Origin of the sequence: Sphingomonas oligophenolica (assembly GCF_006438955.1) — a bacterium.
In the GTDB taxonomy this organism is placed as follows: domain Bacteria; phylum Pseudomonadota; class Alphaproteobacteria; order Sphingomonadales; family Sphingomonadaceae; genus Sphingomonas; species Sphingomonas oligophenolica_A.
Map to the genome: position 1 here is coordinate 173047 of NZ_RCZK01000003.1, position 15144 is coordinate 188190.

The following is a 15144-nucleotide window of genomic DNA, read 5'->3' on the forward strand; positions in this document are numbered from 1 at the left end:
ATGCCTTGCCAATTCACCAATCAAGATAACGCGCGAAAAACGGCGGTCTGGCAGGTAACACGAGCTACATGCTGCCTCCTGAAACGCTATTGCGCACTTTCGATCGTTTTTACAGATTGATGGTAAGTCATTGAGTTTCTTTTAGCCTAAGAACTCAATTTTTACACCGTTGCCCGCAGAAAAACGTTGTTGTTAGTAGCTTGGGAAGCTTCTGCTCTGCCATTGAGCTACACCCGCGACAACAACGACTTGACGCCGTTCTGACCGCCTTTGGAGGACCGGTTTACAAAGCCGGATTACGATCCTCCTGCAATCCGACGGTCACCTGCCACGTTACGAGCGGTGTCGTCAACGTCGATACGACGCACGCATTCACCCACGTCTGGCCACCTCCGTGGCAAGATCGGTGGGCGTCATGGCTTGGCCACCTAGAAGACCGCGTCTACCAATTGCCTGAAGGCGTCGGCGCGGTGGCCGATCGCATGTTTTTGCGTGAATTCCATTTCGCCGAAGGTCCGGTCGTGGCCGTCGGGCAGGAACATCGCGTCGTAGCCGAAGCCGTTCGGTCCACGGGGGGGCCAGACGAGCGTGCCGTCGACGCGGCCTTCGAACCATTCGACATGACCGTCGGGCCAGGCGAGCGCGAGCGCGCAGACGAAATGCGCGTCGCGGGGCGGGTCCGGCTGGTCGTTCAGGCGGTCCTCGACGAGCCGCATCGCGAGATCGAAATCCTTGGCCTCGCCCGCCCAGCGCGCCGAGAAGATGCCAGGATCGCCGCCCAACGCATCGACGCACAGCCCGCTGTCGTCGGCAAGCGCGGGGAGGCCCGACAGGTCGGCGGCCTGGAGCGCCTTAAGCTCGGCGTTGGCGACGAAGGTGGTGCCGGTTTCTTCGGGTTCGGGCAGGTCGAGATCGGCAGCGGACACGACCTCGAGCCCGTGGCCCTGGAGCAACTCGGCGATCTCGCGGACCTTGCCCGGATTGTGGCTGGCGATGACGAGCTTGCCCGCGGCGAGCTTGCGGATCGCCTGCGGATCCCTGCCTTCGCCGCTCATTTTACGGCTTCGGCCTGGGCGCGGAAAATGTCCTGGCAGCCCATCCGCGCGAGGCGGAGCAGCCGGAGCAGGGCTTCCTCGTCATAGGTCGCGCCCTCGGCGGTCGCCTGCGCCTCGGCGATGTTGCCGTTTTCGAGGAGGACGAAATTGGCATCGGCGTCGGCGTTCGAATCCTCGTCGTAATCGAGGTCGAGCACGGGGTTGCCCTTATAGATCCCGCAGCTGACCGCGGCGACCTTCTGCGTCAGCGGGTCGGTCGTCAGCTTCCCGCTCGCCATCAGCCCGTCGATCGCGAGCCTGAGCGCGACCCACGCGCCCGAAATCGCGGCGGTGCGGGTGCCGCCATCGGCCTGGATCACGTCGCAATCGAGCGTGATCTGGCGTTCACCCAGCGCCTTGAGGTCGGTTACGGCGCGCAAACTGCGGCCGATCAATCGCTGGATTTCCTGCGTCCGTCCCGATTGCTTGCCCTTGGCGGCTTCGCGATTGCCCCGGGTGTGCGTCGCGCGGGGCAGCATGCCATATTCGGCGGTCACCCAGCCTTCGCCCTTGCCGCGCAGCCACGGCGGCAGCCGTTCCTCGACGCTGGCGGTGACGAGCACCTTGGTGTCGCCGAACCCGATCAGGACCGATCCTTCCGCGTGGCGGGTGAAATGGGGTTCGATCGTAATTGCGCGCATCTGGTCTGGCGCACGGCCGCTGGGGCGCATGGGTGTTCCTTCGATTGGTTCGGCGGCGGGCGTAGCCTTTCGGATCGGCGCTCGCCAGCCTAGATGTCCACCATGGTCACCACCCCCGTCACCGAATTGACCGATCGTGCGCGCGACATCTTTCGCGCGGTGGTCGACGGTTATGTCGAGAACGGGATGCCGATTGGGTCGAAGACGATCGCGCTGGCGTCGGGGCTCAATCTGTCGCCCGCGTCGATCCGGGGCGTGATGCAAGAGCTCGAGGAACTCGGCCTGCTCGCCAGCCCGCACACCAGCGCGGGGCGGATCCCGACCGAGCGGGGGCTGCGGCTGTTCGTCGACGGGATGATGCAGGTGCTCGAGCCGAGCGAGGACGAACGCGCCGCGATCGAATCGCGGGTCGGCGGCGGCGGCCCGGTCGAGGAAGCGCTGGCGGCGACGACCGCGGCGCTGTCAGGGCTGTCGGCGTGCGCGGGGCTGGTGATGGTGCCCAAGCGTGAACTGACGCTGCGCTCGATCGGATTCGTGCCGCTGTCCCCCGATCAGGCAATGGCGGTGCTGGTGAGCGAGGACGGATCGGTCGAGAACCGCGTCGTCGCGCTGCCGCCGGGGATGAACCCCAGCGCGCTGGTGGAGGCGGGCAATTACATGACCGCGACGCTCGGTGGGCTGACGCTGGTCGAGGCGCGGGCGCGGGTCGAGCGCGATCTGGCCGCGGGGCAAGCCGCGGTCGATATGGCGGCGCGCGCGCTGATCGAACAGGGGCTGGTGGTGTGGAGCGAGGATGCCGCGCGGCGCCCGGTGCTGATCGTGCGCGGGCAGGGACGGCTGATCGACGCCGCCGCCGCCGCCGATCTCGACCGGGTGCGCGATCTGCTCGACGATCTGGAGGGCAAGCAGGAGATCGCCGGGCTGCTCGACAGCGCGCGCGCGGGCGACGCGACCCGGATCTTCATCGGGGCGGAAAACAAGCTGTTCGCGCTCAGTGGCTCGTCGGTGATCGCGCGCCCGTTCCGCGGGCCGGGCGGGCGCGTAGTCGGCGTGGTCGGGGTGATCGGGCCAACTCGGTTGAACTATGCGCGCGTCGTGCCCATGGTTGATTTTACCGCAGCAACGCTCGCCCGCTTGATGGGTTGAACACTGATGGACGTGAACACAGGAACCATGATGACCGACAACGACGATACGCAGGCGACCGATCTGCGCGAAGAGACCGCCGACGCCGCGCCCGAACTGGCCGAGCACGACCGGATCGGCGAGCTCGAACACCAGCTCGCCGAGGCGAAGCAGAATGTCCTGTACGCGCAGGCGGAGGTCCAGAACGTTCGCCGCCGCGCCGAGCGCGAGGCGCAGGACGCGCGTGCCTATGCTGCGACCAACTTCGCGCGCGACATCCTGTCGGTGAGCGACAATCTGGCGCGCGGGCTGGCCGCGATGCCCGCCGATCTGCGCGCGGACGACAAGATGAAGGGCCTTGTCGCGGGGCTGGAGGCGACCGGGCGCGAGCTCGACACCGTCTTCGCGCGCCACGGGATCACCAAGATCGAGGCGATGGGCGCGATGCTCGACCCCAACAAGCATCAGGCGATGGTCGAACTGCCTAGCGATGCCGAACCGGGGACGATCGTCCAGGAAATGCAGGTCGGCTATATGATCAAGGACCGTTTGCTCCGCCCCGCGTTGGTCGGAGTCGCCAAGAAGGGAGAATGATGCCCCATCATGATACCGGTCGCGACGACGTCGGTCGGTTTGCCCGCTTGTTCGGGCGAGCCGACCCCTATCGTCTGGCCGCAGTGCTGAAGCGGCGCCCGCGCAAGCGGCGCGGCAAGGACGATGATGGGCACGAGCCGTGCCCGGTCGAGCCGAACCGGCCGCTCGATCTGTCGGGCGGCGCAGCGGCGGCGCTGGAATTCGACACCTAATATCGTCCCACCGTCATGCCGGACCAAGTCCCGGGGTGACGGCGTGGCTTGGTTGGGGTTAGGGCGGAATCATGAACCAGAACCTCACCGCCGAACGCCCGACCTTCGTTACCCATCTCGAATGCTCGCTGACCGGGCAGTGTTATGACGCCGACACGCTCCATGGGTTGTCGGAGGCGGGGCGACCGCTGCTCGTCCGTTACGATCTCGATGCGGTTGCGGCGAATCTGCCCAGGCCGATGCTCGACGCCCGCCCGACCGACCTGTGGCGCTGGCGCGAACTGCTTCCCGTGCGCCGGACCGCGAACGTCGTCAGCCTGGGCGAGATCGAAACCCCGCTGGTGGCGATCCCAGTTTCGGGCGGTGCCAATGTGCTGGTGAAGGACGAGGGACGGCTTCCCACCGGCAGCTTCAAGGCGCGCGGGCTCGTCATGGCGGTGGCGATGGCAAAGGAACTGGGGGTGACGCGGATCGCGATGCCGACCAATGGGAACGCGGGCGCCGCGCTCGCCGCCTACGCCACCCGCGTGGGGATCGAGACGATCGTGTTCTGCCCCGAAGACACCCCCGAGGTGAACGTCCGCGAGATCGCGCTGCAGGGTGCGCGGGTGTGGCGCGTCAACGGGCTGATCGACGATTGCGGCGCGATCGTCGGCAAGGGGGCGGCCGAGGGGCGATGGTTCGATTTCTCGACACTGAAAGAACCCTATCGGATCGAGGGCAAGAAGACGATGGGGCTGGAGCTCGCGGCGCAATTCGGGTGGAAATTGCCCGACGCGATCTTTTATCCGACCGGCGGCGGCACCGGGCTGATCGGGATGTGGAAGGCGTTCGACGAGCTGGAGGCGATGGGCTGGATCGGCGCCGAACGCCCACGCATGTACGCGGTTCAGGCGTCGGGCTGTGCGCCGATCGTCAAGGCGTTCGAGGCGGGCCAGGAACATGCCGAGCGGTGGGAGGACGCGCATACCGTCGCGGCGGGCATTCGCGTGCCGAAGGCGGTGGGCGATTTCCTGATCCTGCGCGCGGTGCGCGCGAGCGGCGGCAAGGCGGTCGCGGTGGGCGATCCCGCGATTCTGCAGGCGGTCGACGATGCCGCGCGGCACGATGGCTTGCTGCTCTGTCCTGAGGGCGGCGCGACGCTGGCGGCCTATCGCGAGGCGGTGAAGATCGGCGAGGTCGACCCCGGTGAAACCGTCGTCCTGTTCAACTGCGCGACGGGGCTGAAATACCCGATGCCCGCCGCGCCGCGCACGCTCGACCGGCACCAGCCGATCGACTTCGACGCGCTGTGAACCGTCGCGGCGCGGGCCGATTTGCATATCGGCCCGCCACCGCCCATATTCACGATTATCCTAGTCGCATATCGACGGATTGCCCGGCGAGTCGAATCGGCGGGATCCGCCTTTCCCTGCTGCGTCCATCCCGAATAGGAGCAGCCCTTGGCCGATAATCCCGCTTTCTACCGTGCGCGTGCCGCCGAACAGCATGCCGCTGCCGAAGCCGCCACTCTCGACAATGTCCGCGATCGCTGCGAGCGCGCTGCCAAGGCGTGGGACGAAATGGCGGCCCGCGCCGAACGCACCGAAACGATGCGCCATGCGCGCGAAGCGAAGGCGCAACAGGCGCGGATGGAACTCGCCGCCGCCGGTTGAGCGGCCGACTCGCAACCTTTCTGCCCTCCCAACCATTCTCACCCCGTCACGATCGTTGCGTGGCGGGTTCAGGGAGATGGGATATGCGTAGGTTGTTATTGGGTGTCGGCGCGGCGATGACGCTGGCAGGGTGTTCGGCCTTGGGCGGCTATGGCAGCAGCGGATTGGGTTCGGGCTATTCGGCTTATGACTACAACCGGCCTGACCCGAGCTACAACGGCTATTACGCCGATCGCTACTACACCCAGAATTCGCGCTATGGCGAACGCCGGATGGCGAACAACGACCGCGTCTATGTCGGCCAGAACGGCCAATATTATTGCCGTCGTCCCGATGGCACGACCGGGTTGATCGTCGGCGGCATTGCGGGTGGTGCCCTGGGCGCATTGATCACCTCGGGCGGATCGCAGACGCTGGGTACGCTGCTCGGCGCGGCAGGCGGCGCGATCGCGGGTCGCGCGATCGACCGCAACAACGTCAAATGCAAATGAGTCGACACGGGGAGCGGTAACGCTCCCCGACGATTTTCCGGCGGTATTTCGAGTTTGACTGCCTAGGCAATAATTGCCACGGCAACGAGATGCCGTTTTATTCCGCTTCGGATTTCTATCCCGATTCGTCGTTGGGCTATCTGGCGCGGCGGGTTTTCCAAATTTCGACCGTGGGACTCGAACCGGTGTTCGAGCCCGAGGGGATCACGCTAACCCATTGGTTGGCGCTGGTGTCGATCCACCTCAATCCGGGTAGCACCTGCGCCGATCTCGCGCGCGACATCGCGCATGACAAGGGCGCGACCACCCGGCTTATCGATGCGCTGGTCGAACGGTCATGGGTTGAGCGCGACCGCGACGGCGCTGATCGCCGGGTCGTGAAGCTGTCGCTCACCGATGCGGGCGAGGCGGTGGCGCAGCGCGCGCGGCTGAAGGTGATGGCGCGCTGGAATGCGTGGCTTGCGGACTGGTCGAACGAGGACGCGGCGGAACTCGTCCGGCTGTTGCAGAAACTCCATACGACGCTCGCCGATGCTAGCGAGGACGGCGCATGAACGGGCACCGCTGGCTGGCGCCGACGCTGTTGCTCGCGGGCTGTGCGATTCCGGCGGCCAAGCCGGCGGTCGCGCCGATCGCGCCCGAAACGCTCGGATTGGCGACGCTGCCCGCGCCGACGATCGCCGATTCCTGGTGGACCGCGTTCGGCGATCCGCAGCTCGATCGGGTTGTGACCGATGCGATCGCGGGCAATCCGACGCTCGATGCCGCGCTGGCGCGTTTGCGTCTGGCGGAAGCGACGCTATCGACCCGGCGCGCCGCGGATGGACCCGACGTCACGCTTGACGGGTCGGCGGCGATCGCGCGGCTGTCGGGCAAATATACGATTCCGCCGCCCTATGCGGGGTCGGTGCGATTCGTCGGCGATAGTCATGCCGGACTGGCGTGGAACCTCGACCTGTTCGGGCGTCAGCGGGCGGCGATCGCGGGGGCGCGGGCCAGCGCGGATGCGGCGCGGCTCGACCTCGTCGCGGCGCGGATCGCGCTCGCGGGATCGGTGACGCAGATCTATATCGATCTCGCACGCGCCGAAGAGCAGGCACGAATTGCGCGGCGTACGATCGCGGCGCGGCAGGATTCGCTGCGGCTCGTCAGGGTCCGCATTCGCAGCAAGCTTGCGAGCAATCTTGAAGCGACCGCGGCGCAAACGCTGCTCGCACAGGCGCAGGGCGCGCAGGTGCGGGCCGCGGGCGCCCGCGCGCTCGCCGCCAATGCGCTGGCTGCGCTCGCGGGGCGGGGGACCGACTACGCCGCCGCGATCGGCCCGACGTCGCTGCGCTTCGACGCCGCGATTGCGCTGCCCGCGCGCGTTCCCGCCGATCTGCTCGCGCGGCGGGCGGACATCGCCGCCGCGCAGGCGCGGATCGAGGCGGCGGCGGCGGGACGACAGGTCGCGCGCCGATCCTTCTATCCCAACATCAATCTGTCGGCACTCGCTGGGTTTCAGGCGATCGGGATCGGCAACCTGCTGAGCCTCGATGCGGGCACCGCCAATGTCGGCCCCGCGATCCACCTGCCGCTCTTCGACAACGGTCGGTTGAAGGCGGGGCTGGCGGGTGCGACCGCCGAACTCGACGTCGCGACCGCGGATTACAACGATCGCGTGATCGGTGCGGTGCGCGAGGCCGCCGACGCGATCGCGCTGATCGGCAACCTCGCCGACCAGCGCGCGCATGCACGCGAAGTCGTGACAGGGTATGCCGAAACCGGGCGGCTCAATGCGATCCGCGTCTCGAGCGGGCTCGGCAGCAAGCTCGACCTGGTCGACAATGACGTCCGCCAACTTGATGCGGAACTCGCCCAGGCCAACCTTGCCGCCGATGCCGCGCGCCAGCGGGTCGCGCTGGTGATGGCGATGGGCGGCGGTTTCTCGACGTCACAAGAGTATCAGCCATGACCGCCGACGCCCCTGTCCTCGACGCCCCCGTTGCCGAGACCCCCAGCACCGTGGTGCAGCCCGCCGCCCCGCAGGCATCCGCCCCGATCACCCCGGAAACACCCCCGGTTGCACCCGCGGGCAAGCCGCGCGCCCGGCGGCGTGGGCTGACAATCCTGGCGATCGTCGTCGTCATCGGGCTGATCGTCTGGGCGCTGGCGCATTTCCTGCTCGCCAAGCCCGAAGAAGTGACCGACGACGCTTATGTCGCGGGCGACGTCGTTGCGATCACCGCGCGCGAATCGGGCACCGTGCTCGCGATCCGCGCCGACAATACCCAGACCGTCACCGCGGGGCAGGCGTTGATCGACCTCGATCCCGCGACCGCCGACGTCAACCTTTCCTCGGCGGCGGCAGACCTGGCGACCGCGGTGCGATCGACCCGCGCCGACTTCTCGAAGGTCGGCGCGAGCGACGCGGGTGTCGTCCAGGCGCGCGCGTCGCTATCGGCGGCTGAGGGTGACTATACCCGCCGCCGGTCCGCCGCCGCCGCGGGCGCGATCTCGGGCGAGGAACTCAGCCACGCCGCCGACGCGGTGAAGGTTGCGCGCGCCACCCTGCAGCTCGCGCTGGCGCAGCAGAACCAGTCGCGCACCGCGGTATCAGGCACCGATGTGGCGTCCAATCCGTCGGTCCTCGCCGCGATCGCCGCGTATCGCCGCGCCGCGATCGCGCGCAGCCACATGCACATCGTCGCGCCGATCACCGGCGTCGTCGCACAGCGCACCGTCCAGCTCGGCCAGCAGGTCGCGGCGGGTACCCCGCTGATGGCGGTCGTCCCGCTCGATCGGGTCTGGATCGACGCCAATTTCCGCGAGACGCAGCTCAAGGATCTGCGCATCGGCCAGCCCGCGACCATCACCGCGGACATGTATGGCGGCGATGTCGTCTATCACGGCAAGGTGGTCGGCGTCGGCGCGGGTTCGGGCAACGCCTTCGCGCTGCTGCCGCCGCAGAATGCCAGCGGCAACTGGATCAAGATCGTCCAGCGGGTGCCGGTGCGGATCGCACTCGATTCGCGGGAACTCCATGCCAATCCGCTCCGGATCGGGCTGTCGGTCAAGACGACCGTCGATACCGCGAACCGCTCGGGTCGGCGGCTGGGCACGCCCGCGAAGAACAGCGGAGCGACCTATGGCGGCGAGGCAACCGGCGCGTCCGATCCCGCGGTCGAGGCGCGGATTCGCCAGATCATCGCGGCCAATCGCTGATGGCTGGGGCGCCGCCTGGCGGCGCTGAATTGCCCCCGCTCCGGGGGGGATCGCTCGCGCTGGTTTCCATCGCGCTGGCGCTCGGCACCTTCATGATGGTGCTCGATTCGACGATCGCCAACGTGTCGCTGCCGACGATCGCGGGCAATCTAGGGGTGTCGGCGGATAATTCGATCTGGATCGTGACCGCCTTCGCGGTCAGCCAGGGAATCGCGGTACCGCTGACGGGATGGCTGATGGGCCGGTTCGGGATGGTCCGCACCTTTTGCGTCGCGGTGGCGCTGTTCACGCTCGCCTCGTTCCTCTGCGGGATCGCGTGGAGCCTGCCCTCGCTGATCGTGTTCCGCGTGCTCCAGGGCGCGGTCGCGGGGCCGATCATGCCGGGCAGCCAAGCGCTGCTGATCTCGGTCTTCCCCAGCGACAAGCGCGCGACCGCGCTCGGCATCTGGTCGATGACGACGCTGGTCGCGCCGATCATGGGGCCGATCCTGGGCGGCTATATCAGCGACAATTACCATTGGGGCTGGATCTTCCTGATCAACGTGCCGTTCGGCATCTTCGTCAGCCTGATCTGCTGGCGCGGGCTGAAGACGCGCGAGACGCGGACGCGCAAGCTGCGGATCGACAGTGTCGGGCTGATGCTGCTGGTGGTGTGGGTGGGATCGATGCAGGTGATGCTCGATCTCGGCAAGGACGCCGATTGGTTCAACGATCCGATGATCGTCGTCCTCGCGGTAATCGCCGCGGTGGGCTTCGTCGCGTGGATCATCTGGGAATTGACCGACGCCAACCCGACGGTCGACCTGTCGCTGTTCGCGAACCGCAACTTCGCGATCGGCAACATCGCGTTTTCGCTGGGCTATGCGGTGTTCTTCGCGAACATCCTGCTGTTGCCGCTGTGGCTCCAGACCCAGCTTGGCTACACTGCGACCTGGGCCGGGCTGATCGCGGCGCCGAGCGGACTCGTCGCGGTGCTGATGACCCCGCTGGTCGCGCGGCTCAGCGGCAAGTTCGACGCGCGGTTGCTCGCGACGGTGGCGTTCGCGGCGTTCGCGGTATCCTATTGGATGCGCTCGGAGCTGACGACCAACGCCAGCGCGTGGGATTTCATGCTGCCGCTGCTCGTCCAGGGCATCGCGATGAGCACTTTCTTCCTGTCGATGCTGACGATCGCGCTCGATCGCATCCCCCCCGAACGGATGCCGTCGGCGACGGGGATGTCGAACTTCACCCGGATCGTCGCGGGATCGTTCGCGGCGTCGATCATCACCACCGCGTGGGATCGCCGCGAGGCGTTCCACCAGAGCCGCCTGGCGGACGCGGTCGGAACGGGCATGCCGCTCAATATGGCGCGCACCGCGCTCAATAATCTGGGGCTGACCGATGTTCAGGCCGCCGGGGCGGTGACCCGGCAATTGGTGGGGCAGGCGTATCTGCTCGCGTCGACCGACCTGTTTCGGGTGTCGGCGTGGCTGTGCGTCGCGCTGATCGTGATCGTGTGGTTCACCCGGCGGCCCTCGGGCGGGGGCGCACCGGTCGCCGCGGACTGAGCCTTATTGCTTGACCACGGTGCGATGCATCGGTGCGAGTTTGGCGAGGAAGCGGTTCTGCGCGTCGAACCGGATATGTTCCTTGCGCATGGCGGCCTGGAGATTCTCGACCAGCGCCGCGAAGTCGGCCTGCTGGACGCCCATGTCCTTGTGCGCGGCGGCCATCGTCCGCCCGCTATAGTCGCAGGGTCCGTGGAGGATGTAGCAGAACTGCTCTTTCAACGTCCGCCGCAACCGGACCATGTCATGGCCCTTGAAAATATCGGAGATGCGTGGATCGATCAGGCTGCGATCGACCGTGTCGTCGACGATCCGCGCGATTCCGGCGGCCTCGTGGAAGGCGCGCCACATTGCGGTCCCGCGGAACGGCGTCGCCCCGGCATTGGCGCTGTCATGCACATAGGACGCGACCGGCTGTTCGGTGGGGACGACCGCGGCCTGCGGGCCGAGGACTAAGAGGAGGGCCAGCGTGAGCATCGCATATATCCTTGCGCTAAAAACCGCCTTGAAGCGACATGAACAGCCCGCGTTGCTTCTCGACGGTGGCGATGGCGCCCAGATCGGCATAGGCGGCGGTAATCGAGAGATGACGCTGGATCGCCCACGCGGCGAAGAGGTCGTAGCTGTCGGTTTCGCGCGCGAAATTCAAATTATTGGGCTTCATCCGATATTCGACACCGACGAGCAGGTTGCGCGCGAGCAGCTTGCCCGCCGATCCCTCGACCTGCGCGGTCCGGCCCGGCTGTTTGTCGCCACCGAAGCCCAGCAGGCCGAACTGGTTGGCCTTGGTGAACCGTACGGTGGCGTTGAACACCATCGATGCGGGTAGCCAGACCTTGGTCGCGGCGACGTAGAAATCGACGCCCTTATAGTCTCGCCCGCCGACCGCGCGGATGATGTTGCCGTGCTCGGCGATCTTGTACTGCGCGCCGACCGCGATCTGCGGCAGCAGCGTGTCCTGATCCCACACCGCATCGCCGATCACCCGCAGCTTCGCGCCGAGAACGTGCTGGCCGAAGGTGAACCCACGACCCAGCCCCAGCGCCGCGCCCGCCGCGCGGGTGTCGAACCGCTGGTAGGCATAGGACAGCTCGACCAGGTCGGAAATGCCGATCGCCGCCCCCGCGGATGCCAGGTCGAAATCGGGGAGCGCGACATACGTCGCATGCGCGGTGCCGCCGGTGCCGTCTTCGGTCTCGTCGCCCGCGATCACCGCCCAAGTGGCCAGCCCGCCGCCCGCCGCGCCCTCAATGCTAGACATGCCCCCGGTCAGTAACAGTTTGCCGCCCTCGCGCCGTTCCGCGGCATCGGCGGGGGCGACAACCGCAATGATGCTAAGCGCGGCAACGACGGGCAGTAATTTCCTGGTAGACAATGACATCGACGGCCCCCGGCTTCGATGCTCAGGTGGCGGATAATGGTTAACATTCGGTAGGGGCGCGCTTCACCGATCGGCAACCACGTGGCCCTATTGACGAGTAATATGACCCCTCGCCATGCCATCATCGCCATTGCGCTTGCCATTTCCGGGGGCGCCCACGCGGCCACCGTAACGATCGACGTTCGCGGTCCCGATGGGCAGCCGCTGAGCGATGCGGTGGTCGTCGTCGAGGCCGCAGATTCACCCCGTGCCCCCCCTCACGGCACCTATGTGATGGAGCAGCGGGGAATCGCGTTTCAGCCGCACATCCTCGTCGTGCCGGTCGGAGCGACGGTGGCGCTGCCCAATCGCGATGCGGTGCGGCACCACGTCTATTCGTTTTCGAAAGCGAAGAAGATCGATCTGAAGCTCTACGGCAAGGAGGATCAACGCAGCATCGTGTTCGACAAGGCGGGCGTCGTCGCGCTGGGCTGCAACATCCATGACAGCATGAGCGGGTTCATCTACGTCACCGCCAATCCCTTCGCGGACCGCGCCAATGGTCAGGGCCGCGTCCAGATGACCGATGTCCCCGCCGGGAAAGCCACCGTCCGCGTCTGGTCGCCGTCGATCCGGGCGCCGAACAACACCCTCGTCCAGTCGGTCGTGATCCTCTCCAGCGGCTTTGCGACCACCTTTACCATCCACCGCTGATGATTCTCCGCACCCCCCGATTCCGGACGCTCCGCACTAGGCTGGCGGTCCTCTACACCGCGCTGTTCGCGGTGGCGCTCGCGCTGCTCGGCGGGGTGGTGCAGACGATGATCTGGTCGCACGCCCGCAACTCGGTGCGGGCTGAGCTGTCAGCGAGCGGGAGCGTGTACGACGGGCTGTGGGCGCTCAAGGCGAAGACGCTGACCGACACCGCGGATGTGCTCACCCGCGATTTCGGTTTCCGCGCGGCGGTGGCGAGCGAAGACGTGCCGACGATCGAATCCGCGCTGGCGACGCTGCGCGGCCGCGCCGGGGTCGACCATGCGGTGCTCGTCAACCTTGACGGATCGGTGGTCGGCTCGGCGGGACGCCTTACCGCGATGATGGCGACGATGCCGCATCGGCTACGTGGGGGTCGCCAGGATGCCGTTGTGAATGCGGGCGGAGCGACCTTCAGGGTCGTCGTGTCGCCGATCCTCGCCCCGACCGAAATCGGCTGGGTGGTATTCGTCGTTCCACTCGACGCGCCTGAAATGCGTACCTTGGCACGGTTGTCGGCGATTCCTCTCACCGTAACCATCCTGCGTTTGGGAGCAGGAGGGCATTGGACATCGGGCGATGGAACGGTAATCGCGGACAAGGCGGTTGATCAACTCGTCGCCGCATCGACGCGTGAACGTCCACTCGCGACGGTCTCGCTCCCCGATGGCCGCGCGTTTGCGTCGGCCAAGCCGCTGATCGGCGTCGGCGGACGCCCCCAGGCGGCGCTGTTGCTGCGGTACCCGCTCAGCGCCGCGCTCGCGCCCTATATGCCGCTGGAGGTCGGATTGGCGCTCGCGGGGATCATCGGCATCCTTCTCGTCGTGATGGGTAGCATCAGGCTGGCGCGGGGCATCGCGGGGCCGATCGCGGCGCTCGATGCTGCCGCGCGTGCGCTCGAGGAGGGATCGCGCACCGAACTCGCGGTCGTCGGCGACGACGAGATCGGTCGCCTAGCGCATAGTTTCAACCGCATGTCGGCAGGTATCCTCGAACGCGAACATCGCATCTCGCACCTCGCGTTTCACGATTCGCTCACTGGCCTGCCCAATCGTTCCTATTTCCGCCAGTCGCTCGACCAAGCGATCGCGCGGGCCCCGCGCGCGGGCGAGCAGGTCGCGGTCCTGTGTCTCGATCTCGACGGGTTCAAGGGCGTCAACGACACGCTCGGCCACCCCGTCGGCGATTCGCTGCTTCGCGAGCTGGGCGATATCCTGACCGAACTCGCGCCCGACGGGCTCGTATCGCGGCTTGGCGGTGACGAATACGCGATCATCCTCCAGGGCCGGTTCGACCCCGATCGCCCGCGCGCGCTGGCGCAAGCGATCCTCGATCGCACGTCGCAGCCGATGAAGACCGATGGCCACCAGATCGCGACCGGGTTCAGCATCGGCATCGCATTCGGCCCCGACGACGGCGACGATCCCGACCAGTTGCTCAAGAATGCCGACCTCGCGCTCTATCGCGCCAAGCGTGACGGGCGGGGGGTCTTTCGCTTTTTCGAACCCGCGCTCGACGCCGCCGCGCGCAAGCGTCGCCAACTCGAACTCGACCTGCGCGAGGCGATCCAGACCGGGCAGTTCCGCCTTAATTTTCAACCCGTCTTCAATCTCAAGGAAAACCGGATCGCGGGATTCGAGGCGCTATTGCGCTGGAATCATCCGACCCGCGGCGAGGTCGGCCCCACCGAATTCATCCCCGTCGCCGAGGAAACCGGGATGATCGTCGCGATCGGCGAATGGGTGATGCAGGAGGCGTGTCGACAGGCGGCGGCGTGGCCCGAGGATGTCCGCGTTGCCGTCAACGTCTCGCCGCTGCAGTTCCGCAACCTAAGATTCAAGGCGGTGATTCTCCAGGCGCTGGCGCACAGCGGCCTCGCGCCGCACCGGCTGGAGGTGGAGATTACCGAGACCGTGTTCCTCGACGGCGAGGATCATGTGCTCGACTTGCTGCATGGCCTGCGCGAAATCGGGGTCCGCGTCGCGCTCGACGACTTTGGCACCGGCTATTCGTCGCTGAGCTACCTGCGTAGTTTTCCATTCGACAAGATCAAGATCGATCGGTCGTTCATCACGGGAGTCGCGACCGACGATGGCGCCGCGGCGATCGTGCGCGCGATCGTTGATCTCGCCGGTGCGCTCCACATGGAAACCACCGCGGAGGGCGTCGAGGACGGCGACCAACTCGCGCTGCTGCGTGGGCAGGGCTGCGGCAATATCCAGGGCTATTTCTTCAGCCGCCCGGTCGAGGGGGCAGGGGTCGCAGCGCTGCTCAGCACCGTGTTCGCGCAGGCTGCCTGACCCGTCGGTAGCCGACAATCCGGCGCGCGTCGCCGCGGAGCTATTTCCTACCGGGGGCGGAGCGAAAAGCCCCCTCAGCCACGCGCCGCATACAGCGCGCGCGTCCGCCTTGATGCCGTTACCGAGGCGCTCGATACCGGCGATGCGCTGGCGGGGGCGCGCCGC

The 15144-nt window shown here is 66.9% G+C and carries 16 protein-coding genes; 12 read left to right on the top strand and 4 right to left on the bottom strand.

Features of this window, described 5'->3' with window-relative positions:
- Nucleotides 1-428 precede the first annotated feature (428 nt).
- The gene (gene rdgB / locus EAH84_RS05535; RefSeq protein ID WP_140868972.1) at nt 429-1055 is read right to left on the bottom strand and encodes an RdgB/HAM1 family non-canonical purine NTP pyrophosphatase; all 627 of its coding nucleotides are present in this window, start codon (nt 1053-1055) and stop codon (nt 429-431) included.
- Nucleotides 1052-1765: a ribonuclease PH gene (gene rph, locus EAH84_RS05540; protein ID WP_140868975.1), complete on the bottom strand. Its 714-nt coding sequence runs from the start codon at nt 1763-1765 to the stop codon at nt 1052-1054. The genes rdgB and rph overlap by 4 nt, the downstream gene beginning before the upstream one ends.
- 72 nt (nt 1766-1837) lie before the next feature.
- Between rph and hrcA the strand changes: the two genes are divergently transcribed.
- From hrcA to EAH84_RS05590, 10 genes are all read left to right on the top strand, one after another.
- On the top strand, nt 1838-2881 hold the full coding sequence (gene hrcA / locus EAH84_RS05545; RefSeq protein ID WP_140868978.1) for a heat-inducible transcriptional repressor HrcA: 1044 nt from the start codon (nt 1838-1840) through the stop codon (nt 2879-2881).
- Between the two features lie 30 nt (nt 2882-2911).
- Nucleotides 2912-3454: a nucleotide exchange factor GrpE gene (grpE, locus tag EAH84_RS05550; protein WP_140868981.1), complete on the top strand. Its 543-nt coding sequence runs from the start codon at nt 2912-2914 to the stop codon at nt 3452-3454.
- Nucleotides 3451-3666, top strand: a complete 216-nt coding sequence (locus EAH84_RS05555) for a hypothetical protein (protein WP_140868984.1) — start codon at nt 3451-3453, stop codon at nt 3664-3666. The genes grpE and EAH84_RS05555 overlap by 4 nt, the downstream gene beginning before the upstream one ends.
- Nucleotides 3667-3737: 71 nt before the next feature.
- On the top strand, nt 3738-4961 hold the full coding sequence (locus EAH84_RS05560; protein ID WP_140868987.1) for a threonine synthase: 1224 nt from the start codon (nt 3738-3740) through the stop codon (nt 4959-4961).
- A gap of 147 nt (nt 4962-5108) precedes the next feature.
- Nucleotides 5109-5321, top strand: a complete 213-nt coding sequence (locus EAH84_RS05565) for a hypothetical protein (RefSeq protein WP_140868989.1) — start codon at nt 5109-5111, stop codon at nt 5319-5321.
- A gap of 83 nt (nt 5322-5404) precedes the next feature.
- Nucleotides 5405-5812 (top strand): glycine zipper 2TM domain-containing protein, encoded by a 408-nt coding sequence (locus tag EAH84_RS05570; protein ID WP_140868992.1) that lies wholly within the window; start codon nt 5405-5407, stop codon nt 5810-5812.
- 89 nt (nt 5813-5901) lie between these two features.
- Nucleotides 5902-6366, top strand: a complete 465-nt coding sequence (locus EAH84_RS05575; RefSeq protein ID WP_140868995.1) for a MarR family winged helix-turn-helix transcriptional regulator — start codon at nt 5902-5904, stop codon at nt 6364-6366.
- Nucleotides 6363-7766 (top strand): efflux transporter outer membrane subunit, encoded by a 1404-nt coding sequence (locus tag EAH84_RS05580; RefSeq protein ID WP_140868998.1) that lies wholly within the window; start codon nt 6363-6365, stop codon nt 7764-7766. Before EAH84_RS05575 ends, EAH84_RS05580 begins: the two co-directional genes overlap by 4 nt.
- Entirely contained in the window at nt 7763-9016 is a 1254-nt protein-coding gene (locus EAH84_RS05585; protein ID WP_140869001.1) for an efflux RND transporter periplasmic adaptor subunit, read from the top strand. Before EAH84_RS05580 ends, EAH84_RS05585 begins: the two co-directional genes overlap by 4 nt.
- Nucleotides 9016-10566 carry a DHA2 family efflux MFS transporter permease subunit gene (locus EAH84_RS05590; RefSeq protein WP_140869004.1) on the top strand — a complete coding sequence of 517 codons (1551 nt, stop codon included), beginning with the start codon at nt 9016-9018 and terminating at the stop codon, nt 10564-10566. The genes EAH84_RS05585 and EAH84_RS05590 overlap by 1 nt, the downstream gene beginning before the upstream one ends.
- A 3-nt stretch (nt 10567-10569) precedes the next feature.
- Here EAH84_RS05590 and EAH84_RS05595 read toward each other — a convergent pair whose 3' ends face one another.
- On the bottom strand, nt 10570-11043 hold the full coding sequence (locus EAH84_RS05595) for a group I truncated hemoglobin (RefSeq protein WP_194150359.1): 474 nt from the start codon (nt 11041-11043) through the stop codon (nt 10570-10572).
- A gap of 16 nt (nt 11044-11059) precedes the next feature.
- Nucleotides 11060-11947 (bottom strand): DUF3034 family protein, encoded by an 888-nt coding sequence (locus EAH84_RS05600; RefSeq protein WP_140869007.1) that lies wholly within the window; start codon nt 11945-11947, stop codon nt 11060-11062.
- 102 nt (nt 11948-12049) lie between these two features.
- Between EAH84_RS05600 and EAH84_RS05605 the strand changes: the two genes are divergently transcribed.
- Together EAH84_RS05605 and EAH84_RS05610 are read left to right on the top strand one after the other, a co-directional pair.
- Nucleotides 12050-12640 (top strand): methylamine utilization protein, encoded by a 591-nt coding sequence (locus EAH84_RS05605; protein ID WP_241656480.1) that lies wholly within the window; start codon nt 12050-12052, stop codon nt 12638-12640.
- On the top strand, nt 12640-14979 hold the full coding sequence (locus EAH84_RS05610) for a putative bifunctional diguanylate cyclase/phosphodiesterase (protein WP_140869010.1): 2340 nt from the start codon (nt 12640-12642) through the stop codon (nt 14977-14979). Before EAH84_RS05605 ends, EAH84_RS05610 begins: the two co-directional genes overlap by 1 nt.
- Nucleotides 14980-15144 lie beyond the last annotated feature (165 nt).

Bases quoted from the DNA above. Each gene is read 5' to 3' on its own strand.
- rdgB (WP_140868972.1), bottom strand. From the start codon at position 1,055: ATGAGCGGCGAAGGCAGGGATCCGCAGGCGATCCGCAAGCTCGCCGCG.
- rph (WP_140868975.1), bottom strand. From the start codon at position 1,765: ATGCGCCCCAGCGGCCGTGCGCCAGACCAGATGCGCGCAATTACGATC.
- hrcA (WP_140868978.1), top strand. From the start codon at position 1,838: ATGGTCACCACCCCCGTCACCGAATTGACCGATCGTGCGCGCGACATC.
- grpE (WP_140868981.1), top strand. From the start codon at position 2,912: ATGACCGACAACGACGATACGCAGGCGACCGATCTGCGCGAAGAGACC.
- EAH84_RS05555 (WP_140868984.1), top strand. From the start codon at position 3,451: ATGATGCCCCATCATGATACCGGTCGCGACGACGTCGGTCGGTTTGCC.
- EAH84_RS05560 (WP_140868987.1), top strand. From the start codon at position 3,738: ATGAACCAGAACCTCACCGCCGAACGCCCGACCTTCGTTACCCATCTC.
- EAH84_RS05570 (WP_140868992.1), top strand. From the start codon at position 5,405: ATGCGTAGGTTGTTATTGGGTGTCGGCGCGGCGATGACGCTGGCAGGG.
- EAH84_RS05575 (WP_140868995.1), top strand. From the start codon at position 5,902: ATGCCGTTTTATTCCGCTTCGGATTTCTATCCCGATTCGTCGTTGGGC.
- EAH84_RS05580 (WP_140868998.1), top strand. From the start codon at position 6,363: ATGAACGGGCACCGCTGGCTGGCGCCGACGCTGTTGCTCGCGGGCTGT.
- EAH84_RS05585 (WP_140869001.1), top strand. From the start codon at position 7,763: ATGACCGCCGACGCCCCTGTCCTCGACGCCCCCGTTGCCGAGACCCCC.
- EAH84_RS05590 (WP_140869004.1), top strand. From the start codon at position 9,016: ATGGCTGGGGCGCCGCCTGGCGGCGCTGAATTGCCCCCGCTCCGGGGG.
- EAH84_RS05595 (WP_194150359.1), bottom strand. From the start codon at position 11,043: ATGCTCACGCTGGCCCTCCTCTTAGTCCTCGGCCCGCAGGCCGCGGTC.
- EAH84_RS05600 (WP_140869007.1), bottom strand. From the start codon at position 11,947: ATGTCATTGTCTACCAGGAAATTACTGCCCGTCGTTGCCGCGCTTAGC.
- EAH84_RS05605 (WP_241656480.1), top strand. From the start codon at position 12,050: ATGACCCCTCGCCATGCCATCATCGCCATTGCGCTTGCCATTTCCGGG.
- EAH84_RS05610 (WP_140869010.1), top strand. From the start codon at position 12,640: ATGATTCTCCGCACCCCCCGATTCCGGACGCTCCGCACTAGGCTGGCG.